Here is a 25,567-nt window from a genome sequence, read left to right as displayed (position 1 = left end):
ATGTGGACAGGCAAACCGGAATCCGGAGCCGCGGAACCGGTGACGGACGTCAAGGCCGCCGCTGCCGACTTCAATTGGCTGCTCAATCGATTCGCCACCGAGACGGCCGGGGTCGTCGACGTCATCGGCGTCTCCTCGGACGGACTACTGCTCGCGGTGTCCCAACTGCGCGGCCAGGCCGACTCGGAGCGGCTCGCGGCGATCGTCTCCGGCATCACCAGCCTCGCCATGGGGGCGTCCGGCAACTACGGGCTCGGGGGCCTGAACAAGGTCATCATCGACCTGGAGGAGGGACACGTCCTCGTGTCGGCGCTGGGCGCGGGCGCGGTGCTCGGCGTGGTCGCCTCCAAGGAGGCGAAGCTCGGCAACATCGCGTACGAGATGACGCTCTTCGCCAACCGCGCGGGCGCCGTCCTGAGCCCTCAACTGGTCATGGAACTGAAGAACACCGTGGGTATCGCCCCGAACGGTTGACGGTCGACGAGGACGTCGCCGGTCCGTGACGACCCGCGAGGCGAAGGGATCAGGACGTGACGACGGCCGGCGAGCCATCAGGCGACGACGACACCGCGTGGGGGGCGGAGGCTCCCGCGTCGGTCGTCCGGCCCTTCCTGCTGACGGCGGGACGGATCGCGGGCGGCGACAGCCTCGTGCCACCGATGCCGATCGAGACCCAGGTGGTCTCGACCGACACGGGTCTGGCCGCGCTCGATGCCTTCGTCTTCGACCAGCACCGCGACATCATCGCGGTCTGTCGTCAGCCGCAGTCGCTGGCGGAGATCGCGGCGAAACTGCGCATGCACTTGAATGTGATCAGGGTGCTCGCCGACGATCTGCGCGCCGACGGTCAACTGGCCTTGTACGCACCGCAGGCCGACTCCGCCCGCGACGCCACCGTATTGCGAAGGGTTATCGATGGTCTCCGAGCTATCCCCGACTCCCGGGGCGCGATCCGTGAGCGCTGACACCGGGCGTGTCCGGCCGCCGCTGCCGGTGAAAATGGTCATCGCGGGCGGATTCGGCGTGGGCAAGACCACGACGGTGGGCGCCATTTCCGAAATCGAGCCGCTGACCACCGAGGCGTCCATCACCTCGGTCGCCGCGGGCGTCGACGACCTCTCCCACACGCCGCAGAAGGTGACGACCACCGTCGCCATGGACTTCGGCTGCGTCACCCTCGACCCGACCCTGAAGCTCTACCTGTTCGGGACCCCCGGCCAGGAGCGCTTCGGGTTCATGTGGGACGACCTGATCGAGGGCGCGCTGGGCGGGCTCGTCATCGTCGACACCCGCCGCCTGGACGACTGCTACGCGGCGGTCGACTACTTCGAGCACCGCCAGATCCCGTTCGCGGTGGCCATAAACGCCTTCGACGGCAAGGTCGAGCACGACCTGAACGACGTACGGTGGGCCCTCGACGTCGGCGAGCACGTACCGCTCACCGTCTTCGACGCCCGCAGCCGCGGATCGGTACGCGACGCGCTCCTCGTGGTCCTCGAACACGCCCTGGCCGCTGTGGAGAAGTGAACGGAGGAAGGGGCGACGGACCTGCGTCCGTCGCCCCTTCCGCTTTTCCGCTCTCGCTTCTCCGTCAGGCGGTACGGCGCCTGCGCACCCCCGGGGACACCGCCACCCGGGCCACCGCCCAGAACAGTGCGAGGACGAGCAGCGCCAGGATGGCCGTGAGGGCGGCGCCGCCGGCCACCTTCTCGAAGTCGCGCTGGTACAGGCCGTCCAGGATGTACCGGCCGACCCCGCCCAGGGCCACATAGGCGGCGATCGTGGCCGTCGACACGATCTGGATCGTCGCCGAGCGCAGACCGCTGAGGATCAGCGGCAGCGCCGCCGGCACCTCGACCCGGAAAAGGATCTTCCCCTCCGACATGCCCATGCCGCGGGCGGCGTCGACGGGGGAGGGGTCCAGGGTGCGGATCGCCTCGTAGGTGGTGATGAGGATCGGGGGGATCGCCAGCACCACCAGCGGGATCATCACGGGCACGATGCCGAGGCCCAGCCAGACGAACATCAGCACCAGCAGGCCGAAGGTGGGCAGCGCCCGGGCCCCCGAGGACACGAACGCCAGTGCGTTGCCGCCGCGGCCGGTGTGTCCGGTGACGAGGCCGATGGGCAGGCCGACGGCCGTGGCGATCGCGAGCGCCGAGGAGGTGTACTGAAGGTGCTCCCGCACACGCTGCGGGATCCCGTCGTACCCGTGCCAGTGCGACCCGTCGCTGAAGAAGGACTGCATGTAGTTGAGTACGTTCACGAGACGCTCTCCGGGATGCGGGCGGCGCCCGCTGTCGTGGACGTACGGCGTGCGGTTCTGCGGCCGGTGGGCGGCTGCCAGGGGGTGAGCGCGCGCCGCAGCAGGACGAGCACGGTGTCGACCAGCACCGCGAGGACGGCGGTGGTGACCACCGAGTTCACGGCGAGGAGCGGGCGGTGGTAGAGCATCGCGGTGGTCAGCAGATTGCCGAGCGCGCCTTCGTTGCCGATCAGCGCGCCGACGCTGACCAGGCTGATGCTCGACGCGGTCGCCACCCGCAGTCCCGCCATGATCGCCGGTACGGCGATGGGGAGTTGGACCTGGAGGTAGCGGCGCACGGGACCGATGCCCATCGCCGCGGCGGCGGCGTTCGTCTCCTCGGGCACCGAACGGACGCCGTCGACGACCGCCGGTACCAGAATCACCAGGCTGTAGAGGCACAGCGGGATCATCACGGTCGTCTTGCTGAGTCCCGTGTAGTCGATGAGCACCACGAAGAAGGCGATCGAGGGGATCGCGTACAGCACCGTGGTGAACCAGAGGACCGGCGGATAGATCCAGTTGAAGCGGATGCACAGCAGGCCGACCGGCAGCGCCAGCAGGAGGCCGACGAGCATCGGGACCAGCGCTTCCTGCATATGCGTGGAGATCAGGCCGAGATAGCTGCTCTGGAGGTCGCTCGGGATGTCGAAGAAGCCGTTCATCGCGCGACCTTCACCTGCGAAGGACGCTCTGGCGAGTCCAGCGCCCGCTGCTGCCGGGCCGCGCGGATCGCCGCGGCGATCCGCTCCTGCCCGACGAGGCCCAGCACCTTCCCCGCGCCGTCCACGGCGACCGCCTGCCCGGTGGGCGACAGCACCGCCCGGTCCAGGGCCACCCGCAGCGAGTCCCGCCCGGTCTCGAAGGTCTGCCCGTACGGTTCAAGGGATGTGACGTCATCGGCCCACGTCGTGAGATCGGCCCAGCCCAGCGGCCTGCCACCCGCGTCGGTGACCAGGACCGGGGCCTCCTTGCCGATGCGCAGGGCGGTCTCCTGCCAGTCGGTGCCGACCGGGAGGACCCGGGAGCGGTCGAGGGGGAGGTCGCGCGTGGAGAGGAAGGACAGACCGCGGATGCCCCGGTCGGCGCCCAGGAACTCCTCGACGAAGGAGTCGGCGGGCGAGGACAACAGCTCGTCAGGAGCGGCGAACTGGGCGAGCCTGCCGCCGGTGCGCAACACCGCGACCTGGTCGCCGATCCTGATGGCCTCGTCCATGTCGTGGGTGACGAACACGATCGCCTTGCCCAACTCGCCCTGAATACGGAGCAACTCCTCCTGGAGGCCCCGGCGGACGATCGGGTCGACCGCGGAGAACGGCTCGTCCATCAGAAGCACCGGCGGGTCGGCGGCCAACGCACGGGCGACGCCCACCCGTTGCTGCTGGCCTCCGGAGAGCTGGTAGGGGTAGCGGCGGGCCATGTCCTTGTCGAGGCCGACCCGTTCCATGAGTTCGGCGGCACGGGCCCGGGAGCGCTGCTTGGACCAGCCGAGCAGTCGCGGCACCGTGGCGATGTTGTCGACGATCGTGCGGTGCTGGAAGAGCCCCGCGTTCTGGATGACGTAACCCATCGACTGGCGCAGGGCGTTGACCGGCTTGTGCCGGATGTCCTCGCCGTTGACCCTGATCGTGCCGCTGCTGGGCTCGATCATGCGGTTGATCATGCGGAGCGTGGTGGTCTTGCCGCACCCCGAAGGCCCGACGAGCACGGTGATGGAGTGGTTCGGTATCTGCAGTGACAGGCGATCGATGGCCACAGTGCCGTCGGCGTATCGCTTGCTGACATCTTCGATGGCTATCAAGCGTCGAAACCCTTCGGGGAGCGCAGGCTCGCACGTGGTCGATCACGTGTACGAGGGTGCGCAGTCTAGCCAGTTGGGGTTTGCGCCGGACGCGGTACCCATCGGGAAGCCGGGCGGGTCAGCGGGCGGTGCGGACGCCGTCGAGGGCGACGGCCAGGACGCGGTCGCGCTGGGCGTCGTCGAGGAAGTTCGTCGAGGTGATTCCGGCGACCATCCGCAGGATGTCGTCGAAGGCGATGTCGGTACGCGCCTGGCCGGCCTGCTGCGCCCGTTCGAACAGTGGGCCGCCCGCCGCGTACATCGAGTCGCGGCAGGCCAGGAAGATCTCCGACTCGTTGTTGAGCGCCTCGCGGATGGCCCGCTTGGTCACGGTGTAGTCGACGAAACGGCGCAGCCACGAGGCCAGCGCCTCCCACGGCTCCAGTGCGGCGACGTCCTGGGCGACCCGGCACAGGTCGTTCACCTCGGCCGCGTAGACGCACTCGAAGAGGTGGCGGCGGGTGGGGAAGTTCCGGTAGAGCGTGCCGATGCCCACTCCCGCGCGGCGGGCGATGTCCTCCAGAGAGGCCTCGGCGCCGTTCTCCGCGAATGCCTCACGGGCGGCGGCCAATAGGGCGTCGTAGTTGCGTGCGGCGTCCTTACGGTGCGGGCGCCGGGCCGCGACGATCTCGCTGACGGGGAACGGCTGAGCCGTCACTGCTGCCTCCCGGGGCGGTCCGAGGTTGAAGCGGAGGTGGGCCTCCGCTACAGTGGAGGCGTACCTCCACTTTACCAGTCGGGGTGTGTTCCGCGTGGATGCGTGCGGCCGCACGCATCATCGACGCCGCCCCCGTCTCGACCGCATACCGGGCCCTGCCTTCTGTGCACCGCCCGCCCTCACCGTCCTTCGGCGACCGCTCGACGTGGTCGCCGCCATGCCCACCGCTGCCCGCGGCGATGCGGCTCCGCTCTTCAGCTCCGCTCTGTTCTGCTCGGAGAGGCTCTTTGATGCCCAGCAAGTCCACCCGCCTCACCTTCGCGGTCCTCGCGACCGGTGCCGGCGTGTTCTCCATGCTCCAGTCGCTGATCGCACCGGCCCTGCCGACCGTTCAGCACGCCCTGCACACCTCGCAGTCCACCGCGACCTGGGTGATGACGGCCTACCTGCTGTCCGCCTCGGTCTTCACCCCGATCCTCGGCCGCGTCGGCGACCTGATCGGCAAGAAACGCACCCTCGTCGCCGTCCTGGTGACCGTGACCATCGGCTGCCTGCTCGCCGCGCTCGCCCCGACCATCGGCCTGCTGATCGTCGCCCGCGTCGTCCAGGGCATCGGCGGCGCGCTGTTCCCGTTGTCCTTCGGCATCATCCGGGACGAGTTCACCCCGGCCGAGGTCAGCCCCAGCATCAGCAACCTGTCCGCCGTGATCGCCGCAGGCGGCGGCGTCGGCATGGTCGCGGCCGGCCCCATCGTGGCCGCGCTCGACTACCGCTGGCTGTTCTGGCTCCCCGTCGGCATCGTCGCCGTCACCACACTCATCGCCCTGCGCTACGTCCCCGAGTCGCCCAGCCGGGCCGAGGGACGCGTCAACTGGCTGGGCGCGGTCCTGCTCTCCGGCTGGCTGGTGGCCCTGCTGCTCCCGCTCAGCCAGGCGAGCCAGTGGGGCTGGGGGTCGGCCCGGGTGATCGGGCTGTTCGCCGCCGCCGTGCTGCTCTTCGCGCTGTGGCTGCTGGCCGAGGCACGCTCCCGCTCCCCGCTGATCGACCTGCGCATCATGCGGCTGCCCGCCGTGTGGACCACCAACGCCACCGCGCTGCTGTTCGGCGCGGGCATGTACTCGATCTGGTCCTTCCTCCCCGGCTTCGTACAGACCCCCAGCTCGGCGGGTTACGGCTTCGGCGCCAGCGTCACAGCCGCCGGACTGCTCATGCTGCCGATGCTCCTCGCGATGTTCTGCTCGGGTGTGCTCAGCGGCCGCCTGGAACCCGTACTGGGCGCCAAGAAACTTCTCACGACGGGCGCCGCGCTCGGCGCCGTGGCCTGCGGCTTCCTCGCCCTCTGGCACGACGAGCAGTGGCAGGTCGCCGTCGCGGCGGGCATCTTCGGCCTCGGCATCGGACTGGCCTTCGCCTCGATGGCCAACCTGATCGTCGGCAGCGTCCCGGCCGAGCAGACCGGCGCCGCGACCGGGATGAACGCCAACATCCGCACCATCGGCGGCTCCATCGGCGCGGCCGTGACCAGCGTCCTGGTCACCGGCCACCTCCAGCCCTCGGGCCTTCCGTACGCCTCCGGATACACCCACGGATTCACGCTGCTCGCCCTGCTCTGCCTCGCCGCGGCACTGGCGGCACTCCTCGTACCGGTCCAGCGCGCCCGGCGTGTCTCCGGCACGCCCCGTGCCTCCTCCGAGGAAGGGTCGCGCACAGAGGCGAAGCCCGGTGCAATGATGCCCAGGTGAATCGCGACGACGTGGGTGCACAGATGCGGGCGCGGGTCGGCGCCGTCCTCGAACGGCTCGTGGAGTCGGGGCAGGAGAACGGTCTCCAGCTGGCGGTGTACCTGGACGGCGAGCTGATCGTCGACGCGTGCGCCGGTGTGGCCGACGCCTCCACGGGCAGCGTCCTCGCACCGGACACGCTGATCCACAGCTTCTCGCTCGGCAAGGGCTTCACCGCGACCCTCGTCCATGTCCTCGCTGACCGCGGACTGATCGACTACGACACCCCGATCGCCCACTACTGGCCCGAGTTCGGGGCCCACGGCAAGGACCGCGCGACCGTACGGCACGCCCTGACGCACGCGACGGGCGTACCGCAGCTGCCCGCCGCCGTCACCCCGGCCGAGCTGTGCGACTGGGACACGATGTGCGCGATCGTCGCGGCGCAGGAACCGCTGTGGGAGCCCGGCACCGCCAGCGGCTACCACGGCTGGACGTTCGGCTGGATCCTCGGTGAGACCGTGCGCCGGATCACCGGCCTGACACCGGCCGAGGCGCTGCGTGTGTACGTCGCCGAGCCGCTCGGCGTCGCCGACGAACTCTTCTTCGGGCTGCCCGAGAGTGAACTGGCGCGCACGGCACCGCTGGTGGAGGGCGGCTGGGCGGCGTATCTGGCGAGCCTGCCGCCGTCGGTGCCCTTCGTCCGGCTCGTCGCACCGAACCCCAGCGTGTGGACCACCGCCGAACTGGCCAACCGCCGCGACTGCCTGCTGGCGGACCTGCCCGCCAACGGTACGACCACCGCGCGTGCGGCGGCCCGCATGTACGCCGCGCTCCTCGGTGAGGTCGACGGCGTACGGCTGTTCACCCCGGAGCGGCTGCGGCTCGCCTCCGCGGTGGCCGTCGAGGGCAAGGACAAGACCTTGCTCAGCAGGCATGCCAAGGGGCTCGGCTACTTCCTGGGCTTGCCCGAAATGGCCGGTGAACTCACGTCCTTCGGCCACCACGGCAGCGGCGGCAGCATCGCCTTCGCCGATCGCGAGCGCGGCCTCTCCTTCGCCCTCACCCGCACCCGGCTGGTCTCTCCCCGGGTGGACACGGGCCGGGTGCTGGCCAACGAGGTCCGGTCGGTCGTGTCCTAGGCCTGTCCCTTGCGTCCGACCCCGCACCACATGGGCAGCGCGCCGGCGGGCGGCACGTCGTCCGGGCCGGGGCGCCACTGGGGGAGGTGGACGACTCCGGGGGCCAGGAGCTCCGTACCGTCGAAGAACCGGGTGACATCGGCGTGCGAGCGGGGTGTCGCGGCGGCGTGTGCGGCGGCCCGCTCGTTGTAGACGCGCATCGACTCGGCGACCTCGTCCGCCCCGATGTCCGACGCGGGGTGGGAGAGGACCAGGTGACTGCCGGGGGCGAGCGCGTCGAGGAGGCGGCGGGCGATGGCGTAGGGGTCGTCGGCGTCCGGGATGTACTGCAGGATCGCCACCAGCATGAGGCCCACCGGCTGAGACAGGTCGAGCGTGTCCCGCGCGGCGGTGAGGATGTGGTCCACCTCGCGCAGGTCCGCGTTCAGGTAGTCCGTCGCACCGTCCGGGGTGCTGACGAGCAGGGCCCGGGCGTGGGCCAGCACGACCGGGTCGTTGTCGACGTACACCACCCGGGCGCCGGGATCGACCCGCTGCGCCACCTCGTGGGTGTTGTCCGCGGCCGGTATGCCGGTACCGATGTCGAGGAACTGCCGGATGCCGACCCCGGCCAGCTCGCGCACCGCCCGGCCAAGGAAGGCCCGGTTGGCGCGGACCGCGGGGATGATCTCCGGATTGGCGGCGGCGGCCAGCTCGGCGGCCTCCTGGTCGGCCGGGTAGTTGTCCTTGCCGCCCAGCCAGGCGTTGTAGACCCGCGCGGGATGCGCCACCGAGGAGTTGATCGGGACCATTCCGCCCGCCGGCCGTTCGTTCATGCCCCTCAGCTCCTCACCACCGTCGCCCGCCTGCCGTGGGCACCGCACACACTAGTCACCGGCGGGCGGACCAGCCTGCCGGGCTTCATTCGAAGGCGCGCTCGCCCTGCGCTCCCGAACGCCACAGCCAGCCGATGTCGCGCCCGAACGACCAGACCAGCACCGCGAGTGCCACCAGCACAGCCCCGGCCATCACCTCGTACGGCAGCAGTCCCGCGGCCGCGACGAGCAGCACGATCCCCTGTAGGGCGGCGACCGTCTTGCGCGCCATGCTGGGGAAGAGCGGGGCGTTCAGCCACGGCAGCACCCAGGACGCCGCCACGAAGGCGTAGCGCATCGTGCCGATCAGCATCACCCACGGACCGAGCGACATGGAGACGTACACGCTCAGGACCAGGACCAGGAACGAGTCGACCTCCATGTCGAAGCGGGCGCCCAGCGCGGACGAGGTGCCGGTACGGCGGGCGACCTTGCCGTCGACGCCGTCCAGGATCAGGGCGACCGCCGTCAGACCGACCAGGAGGGTGACCGGCGGCGAGCTCCGGAAGGAGTCGGCGACCAGGGCGGTGACGCCGCCGACGAGGATGGCCCGGCCGAGGGTGACGCGGTTGGCGGGCCCGAAGGAGCGGGGCCGTGAGCGGCGCAGGGCGCGGTTCAGCACTGCCCAGGTGGCGATCGCGAAGACCAGGCCCGTCAGCCAGCCCGCAGGGCCCATGCCGATCGCCGAGCCCAGCAGGGCAAGGACCAGGAGCTGCACTCCCGCTCCCACCATGGTCTCCTGCTGGGGGAGCCTCAGGTCGTATGTGTTGTTCAGGGCCACCGCTAGTCCTCCGGCCGTATGACAGAGTCGATCAACGCCGCGTACAGTGCGCGGCTTGTCACAGCTCCGTACGTGAAGATCTGCCGGATCGTTCAGGGGACGCTCATGAAACTCACAGCCAGCGCGTTCTGGCTCGGCGCGCCGGGCCACGGCGAGATACGGGAAGTCGTCCTTCCGGAGCCCGCCGAGGACGAGGTGCTGGTGCGCACGCTCTACTCGGGAGTGAGCCGGGGCACCGAGACCCTCGTCTTCCGCGGCGGCGTACCGGAGAACCAGTACGCCACGATGCGCGCACCCTTCCAGGACGGCGATTTCCCCGCACCCGTGAAGTACGGCTACCTCAACGTCGGCCAGGTCGAGCAGGGGCCCCCGGAGCTGCTCGGCCGGACCGTCTTCTGCCTCTATCCGCACCAGACGCGCTACGTCGTCCCCGCGAGCGCCGTGACCCTCGTACCGGACTCCGTGCCCGCCTCGCGCGCCGTGCTCGCCGGCACCGTGGAGACCGCGGTGAACGCCCTGTGGGACGCCGCCCCGCTGATCGGCGACCGGATCGCCGTGGTGGGCGGCGGCATGGTCGGCTGCTCCGTCGCCGCGCTCCTCGCGCGGTTCCCCGGCGTACGGGTCCAGCTCGTCGACGCTGATCCGGCACGCGGTGACATCGCACGGGCACTCGGCGCTGACTTCGCGCTTCCCGAGGACGCGGCGGGCGACCTCGACCTCGTCGTGCACGCCAGCGCCACCGAGGCCGGGCTCACCAGGGCGTTGGAACTCCTCGCCCCGGAAGGCACCGTGATCGAACTCAGCTGGTACGGCGACCGGCGGATCAGCCTGCCGCTGGGCGAGGCCTTCCACTCCCGGCGCCTGACGATCCGCAGCAGCCAGGTGGGCTCCCTCTCCCCGGCGCGCCGAGCGGGCCGCACCTACGCCGACCGGTTCGCACTCGCCCTCGAACTGCTCGCCGAACCCGCCTTCGACGCGCTCGTCACGGGCGAGTGCCGATTCGAGGAACTGCCCGACGTGATGGCGAAATTGTCGTCCGGTTCGATACCCGCTCTGTGTCACCGCGTGGTCTACGACGGGGTCTGAGTCCGGAACAAGCTGCCTGACCTCCGAAGAAAGGGGAACATGCGGCTGAACAAGGAGAACGGACCAGCCGTACTACACGGCACGGTCCCGGCAGGGGATCAGACGCACCGCACCTGGAGGGTCGTCCGTTGTTCAGCATCACCGTTCGCGATCACCTGATGATCGCCCACAGCTTCCGTGGCGAGGTCTTCGGACCCGCGCAGCGCCTGCACGGGGCGACGTTCCTGGTGGACGCCACCTTCCGGCGTACCGAGCTGGACGACGACAACATCGTCGTCGACATCGGGCTGGCCACGCAGGAGCTCGGAGCTGTAGTGAGCGACCTGAACTACCGCAACCTCGACAGTGAACCGGTCTTCAAGGACACGAACACCTCGACGGAGTTCCTGGCCAAGGTCATCGCCGACCGCCTCGCCGACCGCGTGCACGCCGGGGCACTGGGCGAGGGCGCTCACGGGCTCGTGGGCATCACCGTCACCCTGCACGAGTCGCACATCGCCTGGGCGAGTTACGAGCGTGCGCTGTGACCGACACGACCATCGACCAGGCGTCCGTGAACGGGAACCAGGCTTCCCTGAACTACGTGCCGGTGCAGAACGCGGCTCTCCAGAAGGCCGAGATCATCCCCATGTCCCTGAGCTCCGTGCACTTCGTCATGCCGGGCGGTGTCGACGACCCGGCGGCGCCCAGCGGCGGGAACGCCTACGACCGGCGGCTCTGCCTCGACCTGCCCGGCTTCGGCTGGCAGGTCCACCGGCACGCCGTCCCCGGAGAGTGGCCGCGCCCCGGCGCCGCCGCCCGTACGCAACTCGCCCGTACGCTCAGCGAGCTGCCGGACGGCACGACCGTGCTGCTCGACGGGCTCGTGGCCTGCGGCGTCCCCGAGATCATCATCCCCGAGGCCGAGCGGCTGTCCCTCACCGTCCTCGTACACCTGCCGCTCGCCGACGAGACGGGACTCGCACCCGCCGTCGCCGCCGAGCTGGACGCGAGGGAACGTACGACGCTGCGGGCCGTGTCCGCCGTCGTGGCCACCAGCGAATGGGCGGTGCGCCGGCTCGTGGCCCACCACGGGCTCGCCCCCGAGCGCGTCCACGTCGCCGAGCCCGGCGCCGACATCGCGCCACTCGCCTCCGGCACCGACGGGGTCTCGCGGCTGCTGTGCGTCGCCGCGGTCACCCCGCGCAAGGGGCAGCACCGCCTTGTCGAGGCCCTCGCGACCGTCACCGACCTGCCCTGGAGCTGTGTCCTGGTCGGCGGACTCGGCCAGGATCCGGCGTACGTCGCCCGGATCCGCGCCCTGATCGAGCAGCACGGCCTCGGCAGCCGACTGCACCTGGCGGGACCGCAGGCGGGCGCGCAACTCGACGCCAGCTATGCCGCCGCCGACCTCATGGTCCTCACCTCCTACGCCGAGACGTACGGCATGGCCGTCACCGAGGCGCTCGCGCGCGGCATCCCGGTGCTGGCGACCGACGTCGGCGGGCTTCCCGAGGCGGTCGGCCGTGCGCCCGACGGCGGCGTGCCCGGGATCCTCGTACCACCGGAGGACCCGGCCGCTCTTGCCACGGAGCTGCGCGGCTGGTTCGGCGAGGCCGACGTACGCCGCCGTCTGAAGGCGGCCGCCCGCGGCCGGCGCGCCGCGCTCAACGGCTGGGCCACCACGGCCCGCACCCTGGCCGGCGTCCTGGCACGGCTGCCGCGGGAACCCCGGAGGGCGGCATGAGTACGGCTCTCACTCCGCCGGAGGTGCCGGACGTGCCCGACCTGCCGGACGTCTCCGGGCACGAGGTGCGGGCGGGTGCGCCGGGGGAGCGCGTCGACGCGTTCGGTGCCGACGACGCCCCTCGCTACGCGCCCCAGTGGCTGCAGTTGCGCGAGGGCGCCGATGCCGCCGCGCGGGCGTCCGACCTGCTCGACCCCTTGCGCATCCGGCTCGCGAACCGGCCGGGGCGCGGCGACGACCTGGTGATTCACGACCTCGGCTGCGGCACGGGGTCCATGGGCCGCTGGCTGGCACCGCGGCTCGACGGCGGCCAGCACTGGATCCTGCACGACCGGGATCCCTATCTCCTGCACTTCGCGACCGTGGGTGCGCCGCGCGCGGCGGCCGACGGCAGCCGGGTCACCGTCACCACCCAGCGCGGTGACATCGGCCGGCTGACCGCCGAGGCCCTGGCAGGAGCCTCGCTGGTGACCGCGTCCGCGCTCCTGGACGTCCTCACCGGCGACGAGATCGACCGCCTCGCGGCGGCGTGCGCGGGCGCCGGAGTCCCGGCCCTGCTGACGCTCTCCGTCGTCGGCCGGGTCGAATTCGCACCGGCCGACCCGCTCGACGCCGAGTTCACCGAGGCGTTCAACGCCCACCAGCGCCGCGGTGATCTGCTCGGCCCGGACTCCATCACGGCCGCCTGCGAGGCCTTCGCCCGCTACGGCGCGACGGTCCGCGCCCACCCGAGCCCGTGGCGGCTCGGCCCCGACACCGCCGCGCTGACCGAGGAGTGGCTGCGCGGCTGGGTCGCCGCGGCCTGCGAGCAGCGCCCCGACCTCGCCGCCGGTGCTGAGCCGTATCTGCGCTCCCGTGTGGCCGCGATCGCCGCGGGCGAGCTGCGGGTGGTCGTCCACCACAGCGATGTGCTGGCGCTGCCCCGACCGACGGGCGGAGCGCTGTGAGCGCGGCGGCGGACGTGAGCACGGACTCCCGGCCCGTCCGCTTCGACTCCCGCCGGATCCGCACCCACCTCGGCACGGTCGCCGGTGCCGCGATTCTCGGTGTGCTGCTCTGGCGGCTCGGTACCGGTGTCTTTCTGGACGGGCTGCGGCGGATCGACGGGGTGACGGTGCTCGCCGCGCTCGGGCTCGGGCTGCTCACCACGGTGTTCAGCGCCTGGCGTTGGTGTCTGGTGGCGCGCGGGCTGAAGATCCGACTGCCCCTGGTGCCGGCCGTCGCGGACTACTACCGCGCCCTGTTCCTCAACGCGGCGCTGCCCGGCGGGATCCTCGGCGACGTGCACCGCGCCGTACGGCACGGCCGGAGCGAAGGGGACATCAGTCGCGGCGTACGGGCGGTGGTCCTCGAACGGACCGCGGGCCAGGCCGTGTTCATGGTCGTCGGGGTGACGGTGCTGCTCACCCAGCCTTCCCCGGTGCTCACGGAGATGCGCCGCGGGGCCCTGGTCCTGGCGATCGCCTCGGTGGGCGCAGTGGTGACCTTCGGAGCGGTGCGCAGGGTGCGGAACCCCAGCCGCTCCCGGCGGTTCACGGCTCTCCGCGCCACGCTCGTCGAAGCGCGCGGCGCCCTGCTCGCCCGGGAGAGCTGGCCCGGCCTCGCGCTCTCGTCGGTCGTGGTGATGGCCGGTCACCTGGCCATGTTCCTGCTCGCCGCCCGCGTCGCCGGATCCACCGCGTCCGCCGCCGAGTTGCTGCCGTTGGCGCTGCTGGCCCTGCTCGCCATGGGCCTGCCCCTGAACGTCGGCGGCTGGGGCCCGCGGGAGGGCGTCACCGCCTGGGCGTTCGGCGCCGCGGGGCTCGGCGCGAGCATGGGCCTGACTGTTGCCGTGGTCTACGGAGTGCTCAGCTTCGTCGCGAGCCTGCCGGGCGTGGCCGTCCTGGTCGTCCGGTGGTCGGCGGCGCTCCGGCGCCCCCGGGAGGAGAGCGCAGGAGGGCACGATCAATGCCGACGATCGACGACCGCCGAAGTCCCGGTCTCCGTAGTACCGGTCTCCGTCATCCCGGTTTCCGGATCTTCCACCTCCAAAGGCAGCCTCGCCGACGTCACCAGGGAGAAGTACGCCCCGAACGACTCGGTCAGCGCGGCCAGCAGCGCCTTCCCCTTCCCCGCACTGGCCATCGAGGGCCGGCCGATGACACCGGACTCGGTATAGGCCGACATGCCGAGAGTGAGCAGGTGCCGACGGTCGTCCGCGAGGAAATCGGAGGTCTCATATCCAGGCCTGACCAATTCAGGATGGGCATGCAGAAGAATGGAGGTCTCAATTTCCCCCGCGTGCATATCGCTGAGCAGCGAGGTCTCTACTCCGGCACGCTCCCTCGCGGTTTCCCAGTCCTCCATCGCCGGGAAAAGCGCCATGCGCGTACCGCTGCCCGCCGATTCCTGAACCACATTGCCCAGTACGTAGTTTCCGCCATGTCCGTTGACCACCACCAAGGTGTCGACGCCCGACCGGCGGAGCGAGTCGGCGATGTCCCTGACCACCGCGTGGAGCGTGACGGAAGAGATGCTGACGGTCCCCGGCCACGCGGCGTGCTCGTGCGAGCAGGACATCGTCACCGGAGGAAGGAGATGGACCGGATACGCGGCCGCGACCTCCCGCGCGATGGCACATGCGACCAGCGTGTCCGTCGCGAGCGGCAGGAACGCACCGTGCTGTTCGAAGCTGCCGACGGGAAGCACGGCGACCTGCCGTGACACACCCGCCCCCCGCGCCCGTACGTCCTCCGTGGTGTCAACCGGCAACAGACCGGATACCGTCGAGCGCGTTCCCGAACCACTCATGTTTTCACGGCCTTTCGACTCTGCTTAGGAATCAGATCATGACAGATAACTCTGGAGCACTCGGCGGGAATGCCCACCGCACAGGTGTCGAACGCGTCGTGATTGCCCCATTGCCCACCGTCTACGGCGCTTTCCACGCCGTCGGTTACCTCGACCATGACCGGGGAGAGGAACAAGTTGCCCTGGTGCACGGCGACTTGGCCGACATCGGTGCAGGGGACACACTCACCAGACTGCATTCGGAATGCCTGACCGGGGACGCCTTCGGATCCATGCACTGCGAATGCGGCGACCAACTCGCCGCCGCGCTGCGTGCCATCGTGGCGGAGGGGCGCGGCATCCTCGTCTACCTCCGGGGCCACGAGGGCCGGGGCATAGGCCTGCTCGCCAAGCTCCGGGCGATGCAGCTCCAGTCGGAGGGCATGGACACCGTGGAGGCGAACCTCGCGCAGGGCCTGCCGGTGGACGCCCGCGACTACGGGGTGGCGGCGGACATCCTGCACGACCTCGGCGTGCGGTCCGTACGGCTGATGTCGAACAACCCGCGCAAGCGCGAGGCGCTGCTGCGCCACGGCATCAGGGTCGCCGAGCAGGTCCCGTTGCTGATCCCGCCGTGCGAGGAGAACCTCAGTTACCTGCTGACCAAGCGCGAGCGCATGGACCACCACCTCCCGCACCTGGACGGCGTCCACCTGGGCGGGCCGCCGCTGAACGGCGGCCACTTGGTCGACCGCGATCTTTTGCGGATCGGCAAAGACGGCTATCACTGAGGAATGAGAGAAGACGACGCCGCTGAGGACACTGCCGACCCAGGTCCGCTGTATCTGTCGCGCGAGCAGGTGCGGGAGCTGCTCGACGCCGATACGGCGATCGCCTCGCAGCGCGCGGCCTTCACCGCGCTCGGCGACGGCACGGCCGAGCTGCCGGGAAAGATCATGCATCCCAGCCGCTTCGACGACAGCGTCGTCTTCGCCTACCTCGCACGGCTGTCCGCGGACACCGGCGCCGTCGCCAAGTTCGGCAGCGTCAACCCGGGCAACGCGGCGGTCAGGCTGCCGACCGTCCACGCGGTGATCAACGCGCTCGACCCTGTCACCGGGCAGCTCGCGGCGGTCATGGACGGCACGGCGGTGACGACCCTGCGCACCGCCGCGGCGAGCGCCGTCGCCTTCGACGTACTCGCGGGCGCCGACAGCGCGGAGCTCGGTCTGCTCGGCTCCGGCACGCAGGCCCTGGCCCACGCGCGGGCAGTCGCCCGGGTACGGGATGTGCGGTCCGTACGAGTGTGGAGCCCGGACCCGGGTCGCCGGGCGCACGCGGCGCACCGCCTCGCCGCCGAACTGGGTGTCGCCGTCAAGGCGGTCGAGACGGCCGAGGAAGCCGTGGTGGGGCTGCCGATGGTCGCGGCCTGCACGCTCAGCAGTACGCCCGTCGTGCGGGGCGAGTGGCTGGCGCCGGGCTGCACGGTCGTGAGCGTCGGTTCCTTCGAGCCCAGCAGGAGCGAGGTCGACGCGGCGGTCCTGCGGCGGGCCGCGGTGGTGGTCGTCGACGATCCGGCGACGGCGGCGGAGCACGCCGGTCCGGTCGTCGACGCGCTGCGCTACGGACGGCTCGCCCCGGGGGACCTGATTCCGCTCGGCGGCGTGCTCACCGGCACGCACCCGGGCCGCAGGCACCCCGACGACATCATCTTCTACAACAGCGTCGGGCTCGGCATCCAGGACGCCGCCGCGGCCTGGGCCGTCATCCACGCGGCCCGCGCGAAGGGGGCGCGCCGGTGAACCGGACGGCGCGCGTCGTCGTCATCGGCGGCGGGGTGATGGGCGCGAGCATCGCCTACCACCTGGCGCGTGCGGGCGTACCCGACGTGGTGCTCGTCGAGCGCGACGAACTGGCCTGCGGGTCGACCTCGCGGGCCGCGGGCGGCGTCCGGGCGCAGTTCTCCGACGAGCTCAACATCCAGCTGGGCGCCCGGAGTCTGGAGGCCTTCGCCCGCTTCGGCGAGGACCCGGGCCAGGACATCGGACTGCACCGGGTCGGCTATCTGTTCCTGCTCTCCACACCCGAAGAGGTCGCGTCCTTCGAAGCGGGCGTACGGCTCCAGAACTCCCTCGGCGTGCCCAGCCGCATGATCGACCCGGCCGAGGCGCGCCGGCTCTCGCCCCTGATCACCACCGACGGGCTGCTCGCGGCGGCCTTCTCACCGGACGACGGACACTGCACGCCCGAGTCCGTCGTCCAGGGCTACGCCGCCGGGGCCCGTCGGCACGGCGCGACCGTGCTGCGGCACTGCGAGGTCACCGGCATCGAACTGCGTGGCGGGGAGATCACCGCGGTGCTCACCGGCCGGGGCCGGATCGAGACCGACACGGTGGTTTGCGCGGCCGGCGCCTGGTCGCGGGCCGTCGGCGCGATGGTGGGCGTGGACCTGCCGGTGGAGCCGCTGCGCCGCCAGATCGCCGTCACCGAACCCGTCCCGGGGCTGCCGCCCGACCTCCCCATGACCATCGACTTCACCAGCAGCCTCTACTTCCACACCGAGGGCCCCGGCCTCCTGCTCGGTATGTCCGACCCCGACGAGACCCCCGGCTTCGCCACCGAAACCCACGACCGCTGGATCCCCCGCCTGGGCGAGGCCATGGAGCGACGCGCCCCCGCCCTGCTCGACCTCCGCCGTACGGGCGGCTGGGCGGGCCTGTACGAGATGACACCGGACCACAACGCACTGATCGGCGAGGCGGGTTCGTGCGCGCGCTTCCTGTACGCGACGGGGTTCTCCGGCCACGGATTCCTCCAGGCACCGGCGGTCGGCGAGGTGGTCCGCGACCTGTACCTGGGCCGCGTACCCTTCGTCGACATCAGCCCCCTCAGCGCCGAACGCTTCGCCGCCGACGCCCTGCGCCCGGAGATCAACTGCGTATGAACGCCCTGCATTTGTGGCTCCGCCACGAGACCCGTACGACCGAACGGCGCACGCCGATCGTGCCCACGGACGCCCGACGACTCGTCGAGAGCGGCGTGACCCTCACCGTCGAGCGGTCACCGCAGCGGGTCTTCCCGATCGAGGCGTACGAGGAGGCCGGCTGCCGTGTCGCCGAGACCGGATCCTGGGTCTCGGCGCCGCCGGACGCGGTCGTCCTCGGACTCAAGGAACTCCCCGACGAGCCGGCCGCACTGACCCACCGCCACATCTTCTTCGGGCACGCCTACAAGCAGCAGCCCGGAGCCGAAGCCCTGCTGCGCAGGTTCCTCGCAGGTGGCGGAGTCCTGCTCGACCTCGAATACCTGGTGGACGACAACGGGCGCAGGCTCGCCGCCTTCGGCTACTGGGCCGGATATCTCGGCGCCGCCCTGGCCGTACTGCATCACAGGGGCAGGCTCCGGACCCCGCTGCGGCCCACCTCCAAGGAGGAACTGGACGCGGAACTGGCCGGAGAAGGACCGGAGGTGAAGGCGCTGGTGATCGGCGCCCTGGGCCGCAGCGGCCGGGGCGCGCGGGACGCGCTGGAGACGGCCGGGGTCGAGCCCACCTGCTGGGACCTCGAAGAGACCCGAGACCTGGACCGACCCGCCCTGCTGGCACACGAGTTGATGGTCAACACCGTGCTGACCACCCGGCCGATCCCGCCCTTCCTCACCGACAAGGACCTCGACGAGCCCGGCCGTCGGCTGCGCACCCTGTGCGATGTCACCTGCGATGTCGGCTCGCCCCTGAACGTCCTGCCGATCTACGACACCACGACGGACTGGACGGATCCCGTCCGGCGACTGCGCGAGCAGCCCGGGGCCCTGGATCTGATCGCCATCGACAATCTGCCGTCGCTGCTGCCGCGCGAGGCGAGCGTCGACTTCTCGGCGGCGCTGCTGCCGCTGCTCCTGGACTTCGAGACGGGTGGGGCGTGGGGTCGCGGTCTCGACCGCTTCCACCGAGCCTCCGGTGAAATCGGCTGACGAGGTACAAGAGATGGGGAGTTCGGCGATGACTGAGGCGACGCGCGCGAGCGGCACCGTGCACTGGATCGGTGCGGGCCTGTCCACCGGAAGCGGTCTCGCCGCGACCTGCGACGCCGCCACCCGCGTACGACTGTGGCACCGCACCGAGGAGCGTGCCGAACGGAGCCTGGCCGCCCGGGGTCTGACCGGGCGCGCCGAGCCACACGCCTACACGCTCCCCGCGCTCACCGCCGAACTCGCCCCCGGAGACATCGTCGTCTCCATGCTGCCCGCGCCCGAACACGCCCCGCTGCTGGCCGCCTGCGTCGCGCGCGGCGCTCACTTCGCCTGCTCCAGCTATGTGTCGGACGCGGTTCTGGAGCAGGTACCGGCGGCCGATCAGGCGGGTGTCGTGGTGCTGACCGAGTGTGGGCTCGACCCGGGCATCGACCATCTCTTCGCGCACAGTCTGGTCGCCCGCGCCCAGCAGGCGATCGGCGCCGATACGGCCGCCTCGTACAGCCTCACCTCGTACTGCGGTGGTATCCCGGCCGTGCCCAACGACTTCAGGTACCGCTTCAGTTGGGCACCGGCGGGGGTGCTGGGTGCCCTGCGCTCGCCCGCCCGCTATGTCGAGGGCGGTGCGGTGACGACGGCCGTCCGCCCCTGGGAGGCGACCCGCCCCCACGAGATCGACGCCGAGACCTTCGAGGTCTACCCCAACCGGGACAGCGTTCCCTTCCTGGACCAGTACGGGCTGCCCGAGGCCTGGAAACCGGGCACCTTCGTGCGTGGCACCCTGCGCCTCGACGGTTGGCTGCGCGCCTGGGACGCCGTCTTCGAGGAGCTGAAGGCGGGCGACGACCGACGCATCGCCGCCCTCGCACAGGAGTTGGCGGCGGCCTACCCGACCACCGAGGCCGACCGTGACCGGGTCGTCCTCGCCGTTTCGCTGGAGGTACGCGGCGGCCCGGGCCCGGGGGAGGTCTGGTCGGGGCGTTACCTCCTCGACCTGGAGGGCACCGCCGACGAGAGCGCCATGGCCCGCTGTGTCTCCCGCACCCTGGCCCTCGGTGTCCGCCACATCCTCGACGGCACGCTCCCGGCGGGCCTCAGCCGGGCCGCCGGGACGGCGGAGCGGTCCGAGACGTGGCTGGCCGAACTCGCCCAGGACGGCGTGGACTTCACGTTCCGGGCTGGGTGACCCGGGCGAGTGGGGTGAGCGCGCTCAGTCCAGCAACGCCTCCTGCACCAGCCGCTTCAGCTCACGGAAGATCGAGTGGGAGGAGGTGGGGCGGACCTGGGTCAGGAACTGCACGGTCAGGTCGTTGACCGGGTCGATCCAGAAGGTCGTACTGGCCACGCCGCTCCAGCCGTACGCGCCCTGGCCGGCCGGGGACAGGGTGATCTCCGGATCGACCACCACGGAGACGCCGAGGCCGAAGCCGAGGCCCGCGTTGCCCGGTTCCCGGTGGACGGGGCTGCCGAAGGTGCGGCGGTCGGCGTTGTCGGGGAGGTGGTTGGACACCATCAGGTCCACCGTCTCCGGCTTCAGCAGGCGGATGCCGTCGAGTTCACCGCGCAGGCGGAGCAACTCCATGAAGCGGTGGTAGTCGTGGGCGGTGGCCACCATGCCGCCGCTCCCGGACACGCAGCGGGGGCGGCCGTGCAGGGGCAGCCCGGCGATCGGGGTGATCCCGCCTTCGTCGTCCTCCCCGTACAACTCGGCCAGCCGGCCCTCCTGCTCGTCCGTGACGCAGAACCCGGCGTCCTTCATACCGAGCGGTGCGAAGATCCGCTCGGCCAGGAACGCGTCGAGGTCCTGGCCGGAGGCCACCTCGATGACGCGGCTGAGGACATTGGTGGCGACCGAGTAGTTCCACTGCGTGCCCGGCTCGAACTGGAGCGGCAGCCGGGCGTACGCCTCGCAGGTCTCGGCCAGATCCGCGCCCGCCGGAACGGACGACTCCAGTCCGGCCTTCCGGTACAGCGCGTCGACGGGATGCGCGTGGTAGAAGCCGAAGGTCAGACCCGCCGTCTGGGTCAACAGGTGCCGGACGAGGATGGGTTGTGCGGCCGGGCGGGTCCTGGCGTCCGGGCCGGATCCGTCGACGTACACCTGTGGTTCGGCGAAGGACGGGAGGAAGTCGGCGACGGGGTCGTCGAGCCGGAGGCGGCCCTCTTCGAGGAGCATCAGCGCGCCTACCGAGGTGACCGGCTTCGTCATCGAGTACATCCGCCACAAGGTGTCGGTCTCGACGGGGAGTCCGGCCTCGCGGTCGCGGCAGCCGTACCTGGTGAGGTGCGCGATACGGCCGTGCCGGGACACGGACACCAGGTACCCGGGGAGTCTGCCGTCGTCCACCAGGTGGGCGAAGTGCTGATCGAGACGGGCAAGCGCCTTCGGATCGAGGCCGGCCTCGTGCGGCTCGACCTCCTGTCGCAGATGTCCCATTTGGCTCTCCTCCGGGCTGCGGCTCTTGTTTTGACTCGCTTCATGGTCCCCTACGGATTCACGAACCGTCGTCTGCCCCGTACTTGTTGGTGGACTCCTTGCGATTGCGCACCGGCGTCCCCGCGGCCCCCGGCAGCCTCAGCGCGAGCAGAGTTCCGAGCGCGGACACGGCCGCGAGTGCCGTGAGCGGTGGGCCGATGGTGACACCGGTCGTGCGGGTCATCAGCAGGGTCGCCGCCGCGATGCCCAGCGTGGGCCCCACATTCATCGCCGTCTGCTGGAGCCCGCCCGCCACGCCTGCCGACTCCGCTGAGGCGTGCCGTACGAGGACCGCCGTCGCGGTGACCATCACGGTCGCGAAACCGGCGCCGAGCAGCAGGAATCCGCTGCCGATCGGCACGGCGGTCGAGGCCCGGCCGAGCCGGGAGAGCAGGAGGACCCCGGCGGTCAGGGCGGTCATCCCGGCCAGGGTCGTCCGGCGCGCACCCTGTCGGCGCAGCAGGACGGCCGCGACCGGCGCGCCCAGCACCATCATCACGGCTCCGGGCAGCGCCCGCAGACCGGTCTGAAGGGGATCCAGGTCGAGAACTTCCTGGAGGTAATAGCTGCCGACGAAGAGTGAGCCCAGCATCGCCGCCGAGGCGGCCACCAATATGCCGAGCGCCGCGCCGACGGTGGCGGAGCCGAGCACGTCGTGGGGCACCAACGGGCTCGTGGTGCGCCGTTCGTGACGTACGAACGCGGCTCCCGCGGCCACGACCACGAGCAGCCTGAGCGCGGATGAGGTCGTCCAGCCGGTCTGCGGTATCCCGACCAGCGTGTGTACGAGACTCACCAGGGCCGCCGCCAGCAGGCAGGCCCCGGGTATGTCGAGCCCGCCCGCGGTGGCCCGGTCGCGCGCCGGGCCCCGGACGGCGAGCGCCGACCCGCCCATGACCAGCGCGGGCACGACGTTCAGGAAGAAGACGGCGCGCCAGCCGAGGGCGGTGACCAGTGCCCCGCCGATCACCGGACCGGCGACGGCCGCGAGACCGATGGCACTGGTGCGCAGCGCGATCGGCATCGCGAGCCGGTCGGCGGGGTACGCGGTGCGCAGCATCCCCAGCGTGGCGGGTTGCAGCAGCGCGCCGAACACGCCCTGCGCGACCCGGAGTCCGATCACCCAGCCGATCCCGGTTGCGCACCCGATCCCCGCCGACGCGGCGCCGAAGCCCAGGATCCCCACGGCGAAGACCTGTTGGTGCCCGTACCGGTCCCCGAGCCGGCCCGCGAACACCAACAGGCTTGCCACCGCGATGAGATAGCCGGTGCTCGTCCACTGGACCTGCGCGAACGTGGCGTGCAGATCGCGTTGCAAGGTGGGCTGCGCGACGGTGAGCACAGTGCCGTCCAGGGCGACGATCACGGCACCGGTGACACTGCTCGCGAGCATGAGCCGACGACGTGGGTGTGCGTTCACCGAGGGTCGGGCCCGAGGTGCGCGTCCAGCGCCGCATGCAGAAGGGGTACGAAGTCCTCGGCGCCGGTGGTGAGTTGGAGGCTGCCGAAGCTCCACAGCTGGGCGATCCCGTGCAGGTTCGCCCAGAACGCGCCCGCGACGACCGGGGCGTCGGCCTCGGGACGCACCTGGCCGATTAGGTCCACCAGGGCGCCGAACAGCGGAAGGCTCGTCTCGCGGAGCCCCAACCGCTTGCTCTCCAGCAGGTCGTGACGGAACATCAGCTCGTACATTCCGCGGTTGCTCAGCGCGAAGTCCAGATAGACCCGCCCCAGCGTCGTGAGCTGCGTGCGGGGTGACGACGCCCCGCTGCCGGCGACCGACTCCGCCGCCCGCGTGCCGAGCTCGGTGAAGCCCCGGCGGGCGATGGCGGACAGCAACTCCAGGTGGGTGGGGAAATAGCGGCGCGGAGCTCCGTGGGAGACCCCGGCCCGCCGGGCGATCTCCCGCAGGGACAGCGCCTGGGCCCCCTCCCTGGTCACCAGGTCCACTCCGGCCTCGATCAGGCGGGCCCGCAGCCCTGCCTCTTCCTCGCTGGTCATAGACACTGTCTACCAGGATTCCGTAGACAGTGTCTACGCGGAATGTCCCGCCCGGTCCGAAGCGTTGATCGAGGCATGACTCAGGACGCGACGCAGGACGCACTGGTGAAACTGCTCTCCGAGTACAAGGGCGGGGTGCTCGTCACCCTCAAGAAGGACGGCCGGCCCCAGCTGTCGAACGTCGCCCACGCCTACTACCCCGACGAGCGGATCGTCCGGGTCTCACTCACGGACGACCGGGCCAAGACGCGCAATCTGCGCCGGGATCCGCGGGCCACGTACCACGTGACCAGCGAGGACCGCTGGGCGTACACGGTCGCCGAGGGCACCGCCGAGCTGACGCCCGTCGCCGGTGATCCGCAGGATGAGACCGTCGAGGAACTCATCCGGCTCTACCGGGACGTCCAGGGTGAGCACCCCGACTGGGACGACTACCGGGCCGCCATGGTCCGTGACCGTCGACTCGTCCTACGACTCCACGTGGAGCGTGCGTACGGCATCCCCCGCGGACGCTGAACCGTCCCCGCTCACGGCGTCGGTGCGGGCCTCGATCGCGTGGAGCACGGCCGCCATGTCGGACCCGCCGTGTCCCAGTGCCACGGTCTCCTCGAAGAGAGCGTGGCAGACGTCGAGGAGCGGGGAGGCCAGGCCGGACTTTCTGGCGGCCTCGGCGATCAGCTCGTTGTTCATCAGGACGTTGTGAGCCGCGGCCTGTACGGCGAAGTCGCGCTCAAGGAGCTTCGGGGCCTTCATCCGGGAGACGGCGCTGGCCATCGGTCCTGCGCCCAGCACCTCCAGGAAGAGCTTCCGGTCCAGGCCCTGGCGGTCGGCGAAGTGGAACGCCTCGCTGAGGCCGGTGACCAGGGTGATCAGGAACAGATTCACCGAGAGCTTCATCAGCAGGGCGTTCGGCACCGGCCCGCAGTCGAACGTCTCCTGAGTCATCGGCCCGAGCAGTGGGCGTACCTCCTCGACGGCCTCGGGGTCACCGGCGAGCATCGCCACGAGTTGACCGGCCTCCGCCGGGACCCGCGAGCCGGAGACGGGGGCCTCGGCGTACCGACCGCCCGCCGCGCGGATCTCGGCCTCCAGCTCGCGCGAGTACTCCGGTGAGGTCGTCCCCATGTGGACGACGGTGTGTCCGGCGATCCGCTCGGCGAAGTTTGGGGTGCCACGTCCGAGGGCCGCGTCGATCGCGGGTCCGTCCGCCAGCATCAGGAACACCACGCGGGCCCGCTCGAAGACCTCGGCGGGGCGGGACGCCACCTCGGCGCCGGCCGCGCGCAGGGGCTCGGCCCTGGCGGGCGTCCGGTTCCAGACGACGAGAGGGGTGGCCGCCCGGGCCAGGTTGAGCGCCATGGGCTGCCCCATGGTTCCGAGGCCGATGAAACCCACGTACACACCGCACCGCCGTCTCCGCCCGGCGTGCGCGCCGGGCCAGCCCCCCACTGCTGCCCATGACAGTCGTCATAGTAGCGGGAGCTATGACGCCTGTCATAGTGGAACCGGGTACGTACGAGCAGTGCGTACGGCAGACGGAGCGGGAGGTCGACGATGGTGGGTTCCGGGCGCGGGCCGCGCGAGCGGATGGTGTTCAGCGCGGCGCAGCTCATCCGGCGCGACGGGGTCGCCGCGACCGGCATGCGGGAGGTCGCCGCGCATGCCGGGGCGCCGCGCGGCTCGCTCCAGCACTACTTCCCGGGCGGCAAGGAGCAGTTGGTCAACGAGGCCGTGGACTGGGCAGGTCGCTATGCGGGCAAGCGCGTCGCCCGCTTCCTCGCCGAGCTGCCGGACCCGACGCCGAGCGGTCTGTTCGCGGCCATGGTGGGGCAGTGGACCGAGGAGTTCCGGACGGCCGGGTTCGCCTCGGGCTGCCCCGTCGCGGCGGCGACCGTGGACTGCGCCGAGTCCGTGGAGTCCACCCGGGGCGCTGCCGCCGCCGCGTTCGCCCGCTGGAACCGCCCGGTGGCGGAGGCGCTGACGGACCTGGGCGTACCGCGCGACCGGGCCGAGCCGCTGGCCACGCTCATGATCAGCGCCTTGGAGGGGGCGGTCCTCATCGCCAGGACCGAGCGGGACGTACGTGCCCTGACGACCGTGGCCAGGGAGCTCGGCCCGCTGCTGGACCGGGCGCGAACGACGAACCAGGGGCTGAGTGAGTGAGAGGGGATGCGGGTCAACTTGGCTGCCGGAAAAGGCTGGTTGTGCCGCCGGGACGCACGGCCCGCCGCGTAGG

General features: G+C 71.2%; 27 protein-coding genes and 1 pseudogene. 17 read left to right on the top strand and 11 right to left on the bottom strand.

All coding sequences use genetic code 11. The features are described from left to right. From ACIPC1_RS23530 to ACIPC1_RS23520, 3 genes are read left to right on the top strand one after another with little or no spacing between them, the layout of a single operon-like run. Complete coding sequence (locus ACIPC1_RS23530; protein WP_384386605.1) at nt 1-474, top strand: roadblock/LC7 domain-containing protein; 474 nt, start codon at nt 1-3, stop codon at nt 472-474. Between the two features lie 56 nt (nt 475-530). Continuing rightward, the gene (locus ACIPC1_RS23525) at nt 531-965 is read left to right on the top strand and encodes a DUF742 domain-containing protein (RefSeq protein ID WP_402519972.1); all 435 of its coding nucleotides are present in this window, start codon (nt 531-533) and stop codon (nt 963-965) included. Further along, complete coding sequence (locus tag ACIPC1_RS23520; RefSeq protein ID WP_402519970.1) at nt 916-1,527, top strand: GTP-binding protein; 612 nt, start codon at nt 916-918, stop codon at nt 1,525-1,527. The genes ACIPC1_RS23525 and ACIPC1_RS23520 overlap by 50 nt, the downstream gene beginning before the upstream one ends. A 64-nt stretch (nt 1,528-1,591) precedes the next feature. Here the strand turns inward: ACIPC1_RS23520 and ACIPC1_RS23515 are convergent, their stop codons facing one another. The 4 genes from ACIPC1_RS23515 to ACIPC1_RS23500 all read right to left on the bottom strand — a co-directional run bounded on the left by ACIPC1_RS23515 (nt 1,592) and on the right by ACIPC1_RS23500 (nt 4,803). After that, nucleotides 1,592-2,266, bottom strand: coding sequence for an ABC transporter permease (locus ACIPC1_RS23515; RefSeq protein ID WP_402519968.1), 675 nt, complete (start codon nt 2,264-2,266; stop codon nt 1,592-1,594). Beyond that, on the bottom strand, nt 2,263-2,970 hold the full coding sequence (locus tag ACIPC1_RS23510) for an ABC transporter permease (RefSeq protein WP_402519966.1): 708 nt from the start codon (nt 2,968-2,970) through the stop codon (nt 2,263-2,265). Before ACIPC1_RS23510 ends, ACIPC1_RS23515 begins: the two co-directional genes overlap by 4 nt. Then, complete coding sequence (locus ACIPC1_RS23505; protein ID WP_402519964.1) at nt 2,967-4,106, bottom strand: ABC transporter ATP-binding protein; 1,140 nt, start codon at nt 4,104-4,106, stop codon at nt 2,967-2,969. Before ACIPC1_RS23505 ends, ACIPC1_RS23510 begins: the two co-directional genes overlap by 4 nt. 118 nt (nt 4,107-4,224) lie before the next feature. Further along, nucleotides 4,225-4,803 (bottom strand): TetR/AcrR family transcriptional regulator, encoded by a 579-nt coding sequence (locus tag ACIPC1_RS23500; RefSeq protein ID WP_402519962.1) that lies wholly within the window; start codon nt 4,801-4,803, stop codon nt 4,225-4,227. Nucleotides 4,804-5,093: 290 nt separating this feature from the next. On the opposite strand from ACIPC1_RS23500, the gene ACIPC1_RS23495 reads away from it, so the two are divergent. Both ACIPC1_RS23495 and ACIPC1_RS23490 read left to right on the top strand, forming a co-directional pair. Beyond that, a complete protein-coding gene (locus tag ACIPC1_RS23495) occupies nt 5,094-6,545 on the top strand; it encodes an MFS transporter (RefSeq protein WP_402519960.1) in 1,452 nt (483 codons plus the stop codon). Then, nucleotides 6,542-7,666, top strand: a complete 1,125-nt coding sequence (locus tag ACIPC1_RS23490; RefSeq protein ID WP_402519958.1) for a serine hydrolase domain-containing protein — start codon at nt 6,542-6,544, stop codon at nt 7,664-7,666. The genes ACIPC1_RS23495 and ACIPC1_RS23490 overlap by 4 nt, the downstream gene beginning before the upstream one ends. On the opposite strand, the gene ACIPC1_RS23485 is transcribed toward ACIPC1_RS23490, so the two are convergent. Together ACIPC1_RS23485 and ACIPC1_RS23480 are read right to left on the bottom strand one after the other, a co-directional pair. Then, entirely contained in the window at nt 7,663-8,481 is an 819-nt protein-coding gene (locus ACIPC1_RS23485; protein WP_402519956.1) for an SAM-dependent methyltransferase, read from the bottom strand. The genes ACIPC1_RS23490 and ACIPC1_RS23485 overlap by 4 nt on opposite strands. 85 nt (nt 8,482-8,566) lie before the next feature. Then, nucleotides 8,567-9,301 carry a CDP-alcohol phosphatidyltransferase family protein gene (locus ACIPC1_RS23480; protein ID WP_402519954.1) on the bottom strand — a complete coding sequence of 245 codons (735 nt, stop codon included), beginning with the start codon at nt 9,299-9,301 and terminating at the stop codon, nt 8,567-8,569. 105 nt (nt 9,302-9,406) lie between these two features. Here ACIPC1_RS23480 and ACIPC1_RS23475 point away from each other — a divergent pair, with 105 nt between their 5' ends. The 5 genes and pseudogenes from ACIPC1_RS23475 to ACIPC1_RS23455 all read left to right on the top strand — a co-directional run. Beyond that, the gene (locus ACIPC1_RS23475) at nt 9,407-10,387 is read left to right on the top strand and encodes a zinc-binding alcohol dehydrogenase (protein ID WP_402519952.1); all 981 of its coding nucleotides are present in this window, start codon (nt 9,407-9,409) and stop codon (nt 10,385-10,387) included. Nucleotides 10,388-10,515: 128 nt separating this feature from the next. Beyond that, nucleotides 10,516-10,914, top strand: coding sequence for a 6-pyruvoyl tetrahydropterin synthase family protein (locus ACIPC1_RS23470; RefSeq protein ID WP_384386542.1), 399 nt, complete (start codon nt 10,516-10,518; stop codon nt 10,912-10,914). After that, nucleotides 10,911-12,113, top strand: coding sequence for a glycosyltransferase family 4 protein (locus ACIPC1_RS23465; RefSeq protein WP_402519949.1), 1,203 nt, complete (start codon nt 10,911-10,913; stop codon nt 12,111-12,113). Before ACIPC1_RS23470 ends, ACIPC1_RS23465 begins: the two co-directional genes overlap by 4 nt. Continuing rightward, complete coding sequence (locus tag ACIPC1_RS23460; protein ID WP_402519947.1) at nt 12,110-13,060, top strand: class I SAM-dependent methyltransferase; 951 nt, start codon at nt 12,110-12,112, stop codon at nt 13,058-13,060. Before ACIPC1_RS23465 ends, ACIPC1_RS23460 begins: the two co-directional genes overlap by 4 nt. Then, nucleotides 13,057-13,926 (top strand): annotated as a pseudogene (locus tag ACIPC1_RS23455) (lysylphosphatidylglycerol synthase transmembrane domain-containing protein); the annotation flags it as partial. The gene ACIPC1_RS23460 and the pseudogene ACIPC1_RS23455, both read left to right, overlap by 4 nt. Nucleotides 13,927-14,057: 131 nt before the next feature. On the opposite strand, the gene ACIPC1_RS23450 reads toward ACIPC1_RS23455, so the two are convergent. Then, complete coding sequence (locus tag ACIPC1_RS23450; protein WP_402519945.1) at nt 14,058-14,903, bottom strand: creatininase family protein; 846 nt, start codon at nt 14,901-14,903, stop codon at nt 14,058-14,060. Between the two features lie 38 nt (nt 14,904-14,941). Here ACIPC1_RS23450 and ribA point away from each other — a divergent pair, with 38 nt between their 5' ends. From ribA to ACIPC1_RS23425, 5 genes are read left to right on the top strand one after another with little or no spacing between them, the layout of a single operon-like run. Then, a complete protein-coding gene (ribA, locus tag ACIPC1_RS23445; RefSeq protein ID WP_402519943.1) occupies nt 14,942-15,673 on the top strand; it encodes a GTP cyclohydrolase II in 732 nt (243 codons plus the stop codon). 3 nt (nt 15,674-15,676) lie between these two features. Beyond that, a complete protein-coding gene (locus ACIPC1_RS23440; RefSeq protein ID WP_402519941.1) occupies nt 15,677-16,684 on the top strand; it encodes an ornithine cyclodeaminase family protein in 1,008 nt (335 codons plus the stop codon). Then, on the top strand, nt 16,681-17,826 hold the full coding sequence (locus tag ACIPC1_RS23435) for an NAD(P)/FAD-dependent oxidoreductase (protein WP_402519939.1): 1,146 nt from the start codon (nt 16,681-16,683) through the stop codon (nt 17,824-17,826). The genes ACIPC1_RS23440 and ACIPC1_RS23435 overlap by 4 nt, the downstream gene beginning before the upstream one ends. Beyond that, the gene (locus ACIPC1_RS23430; RefSeq protein ID WP_402519937.1) at nt 17,823-18,854 is read left to right on the top strand and encodes a saccharopine dehydrogenase; all 1,032 of its coding nucleotides are present in this window, start codon (nt 17,823-17,825) and stop codon (nt 18,852-18,854) included. Before ACIPC1_RS23435 ends, ACIPC1_RS23430 begins: the two co-directional genes overlap by 4 nt. A gap of 28 nt (nt 18,855-18,882) precedes the next feature. Then, nucleotides 18,883-20,040: a saccharopine dehydrogenase family protein gene (locus ACIPC1_RS23425; RefSeq protein ID WP_402519935.1), complete on the top strand. Its 1,158-nt coding sequence runs from the start codon at nt 18,883-18,885 to the stop codon at nt 20,038-20,040. 24 nt (nt 20,041-20,064) lie between these two features. Here ACIPC1_RS23425 and ACIPC1_RS23420 read toward each other — a convergent pair whose 3' ends face one another. Genes ACIPC1_RS23420 through ACIPC1_RS23410 form a run of 3 tightly spaced genes read right to left on the bottom strand, consistent with a single transcriptional unit; the run spans nt 20,065 to nt 23,331 of the window. Then, the gene (locus tag ACIPC1_RS23420; protein ID WP_402519933.1) at nt 20,065-21,291 is read right to left on the bottom strand and encodes a serine hydrolase domain-containing protein; all 1,227 of its coding nucleotides are present in this window, start codon (nt 21,289-21,291) and stop codon (nt 20,065-20,067) included. 58 nt (nt 21,292-21,349) lie between these two features. Further along, nucleotides 21,350-22,723, bottom strand: a complete 1,374-nt coding sequence (locus ACIPC1_RS23415) for an MFS transporter (protein WP_402519931.1) — start codon at nt 22,721-22,723, stop codon at nt 21,350-21,352. 23 nt (nt 22,724-22,746) lie between these two features. After that, entirely contained in the window at nt 22,747-23,331 is a 585-nt protein-coding gene (locus ACIPC1_RS23410) for a TetR/AcrR family transcriptional regulator (RefSeq protein ID WP_402519929.1), read from the bottom strand. A 75-nt stretch (nt 23,332-23,406) separates the two neighbouring features. Between ACIPC1_RS23410 and ACIPC1_RS23405 the strand changes: the two genes are divergently transcribed. Beyond that, nucleotides 23,407-23,847 (top strand): PPOX class F420-dependent oxidoreductase, encoded by a 441-nt coding sequence (locus ACIPC1_RS23405; RefSeq protein WP_402519927.1) that lies wholly within the window; start codon nt 23,407-23,409, stop codon nt 23,845-23,847. Here the strand turns inward: ACIPC1_RS23405 and ACIPC1_RS23400 are convergent. Next, on the bottom strand, nt 23,800-24,732 hold the full coding sequence (locus tag ACIPC1_RS23400; protein ID WP_402519925.1) for an NAD(P)-dependent oxidoreductase: 933 nt from the start codon (nt 24,730-24,732) through the stop codon (nt 23,800-23,802). The two genes, ACIPC1_RS23405 and ACIPC1_RS23400, sit on opposite strands and share 48 nt — an antisense overlap. Before the next feature lie 153 nt (nt 24,733-24,885). On the opposite strand from ACIPC1_RS23400, the gene ACIPC1_RS23395 reads away from it, so the two are divergent. After that, nucleotides 24,886-25,494: a TetR/AcrR family transcriptional regulator gene (locus ACIPC1_RS23395; protein ID WP_402519923.1), complete on the top strand. Its 609-nt coding sequence runs from the start codon at nt 24,886-24,888 to the stop codon at nt 25,492-25,494. The last annotated feature ends 73 nt before the right edge of the window (nt 25,495-25,567 follow it).

Origin of the sequence: Streptomyces sp. NPDC087263, from assembly GCF_044744645.1 — a bacterium.
Lineage (GTDB): Bacteria > Actinomycetota > Actinomycetes > Streptomycetales > Streptomycetaceae > Streptomyces.
The sequence above is the reverse complement of the archived record's forward strand: the minus strand, read 5'-3'. Positions and strand labels throughout refer to the sequence as shown.

Excerpts from the sequence above, each read along its gene's own strand:
- ACIPC1_RS23420 (WP_402519933.1), bottom strand. The coding sequence starts at position 21,291 with ATGGGACATCTGCGACAGGAGGTCGAGCCGCACGAGGCCGGCCTCGAT.
- ACIPC1_RS23405 (WP_402519927.1), top strand. The coding sequence starts at position 23,407 with ATGACTCAGGACGCGACGCAGGACGCACTGGTGAAACTGCTCTCCGAG.
- ACIPC1_RS23520 (WP_402519970.1), top strand. The coding sequence starts at position 916 with ATGGTCTCCGAGCTATCCCCGACTCCCGGGGCGCGATCCGTGAGCGCT.
- ACIPC1_RS23495 (WP_402519960.1), top strand. The coding sequence starts at position 5,094 with ATGCCCAGCAAGTCCACCCGCCTCACCTTCGCGGTCCTCGCGACCGGT.
- ACIPC1_RS23415 (WP_402519931.1), bottom strand. The coding sequence starts at position 22,723 with ATGCTCGCGAGCAGTGTCACCGGTGCCGTGATCGTCGCCCTGGACGGC.
- ACIPC1_RS23475 (WP_402519952.1), top strand. The coding sequence starts at position 9,407 with ATGAAACTCACAGCCAGCGCGTTCTGGCTCGGCGCGCCGGGCCACGGC.
- ACIPC1_RS23460 (WP_402519947.1), top strand. The coding sequence starts at position 12,110 with ATGAGTACGGCTCTCACTCCGCCGGAGGTGCCGGACGTGCCCGACCTG.
- ribA (WP_402519943.1), top strand. The coding sequence starts at position 14,942 with ATGACAGATAACTCTGGAGCACTCGGCGGGAATGCCCACCGCACAGGT.
- ACIPC1_RS23395 (WP_402519923.1), top strand. The coding sequence starts at position 24,886 with ATGGTGGGTTCCGGGCGCGGGCCGCGCGAGCGGATGGTGTTCAGCGCG.
- ACIPC1_RS23440 (WP_402519941.1), top strand. The coding sequence starts at position 15,677 with ATGAGAGAAGACGACGCCGCTGAGGACACTGCCGACCCAGGTCCGCTG.
- ACIPC1_RS23425 (WP_402519935.1), top strand. The coding sequence starts at position 18,883 with ATGACTGAGGCGACGCGCGCGAGCGGCACCGTGCACTGGATCGGTGCG.
- ACIPC1_RS23510 (WP_402519966.1), bottom strand. The coding sequence starts at position 2,970 with ATGAACGGCTTCTTCGACATCCCGAGCGACCTCCAGAGCAGCTATCTC.
- ACIPC1_RS23530 (WP_384386605.1), top strand. The coding sequence starts at position 1 with ATGTGGACAGGCAAACCGGAATCCGGAGCCGCGGAACCGGTGACGGAC.
- ACIPC1_RS23430 (WP_402519937.1), top strand. The coding sequence starts at position 17,823 with ATGAACGCCCTGCATTTGTGGCTCCGCCACGAGACCCGTACGACCGAA.
- ACIPC1_RS23410 (WP_402519929.1), bottom strand. The coding sequence starts at position 23,331 with ATGACCAGCGAGGAAGAGGCAGGGCTGCGGGCCCGCCTGATCGAGGCC.
- ACIPC1_RS23450 (WP_402519945.1), bottom strand. The coding sequence starts at position 14,903 with ATGAGTGGTTCGGGAACGCGCTCGACGGTATCCGGTCTGTTGCCGGTT.
- ACIPC1_RS23485 (WP_402519956.1), bottom strand. The coding sequence starts at position 8,481 with ATGAACGAACGGCCGGCGGGCGGAATGGTCCCGATCAACTCCTCGGTG.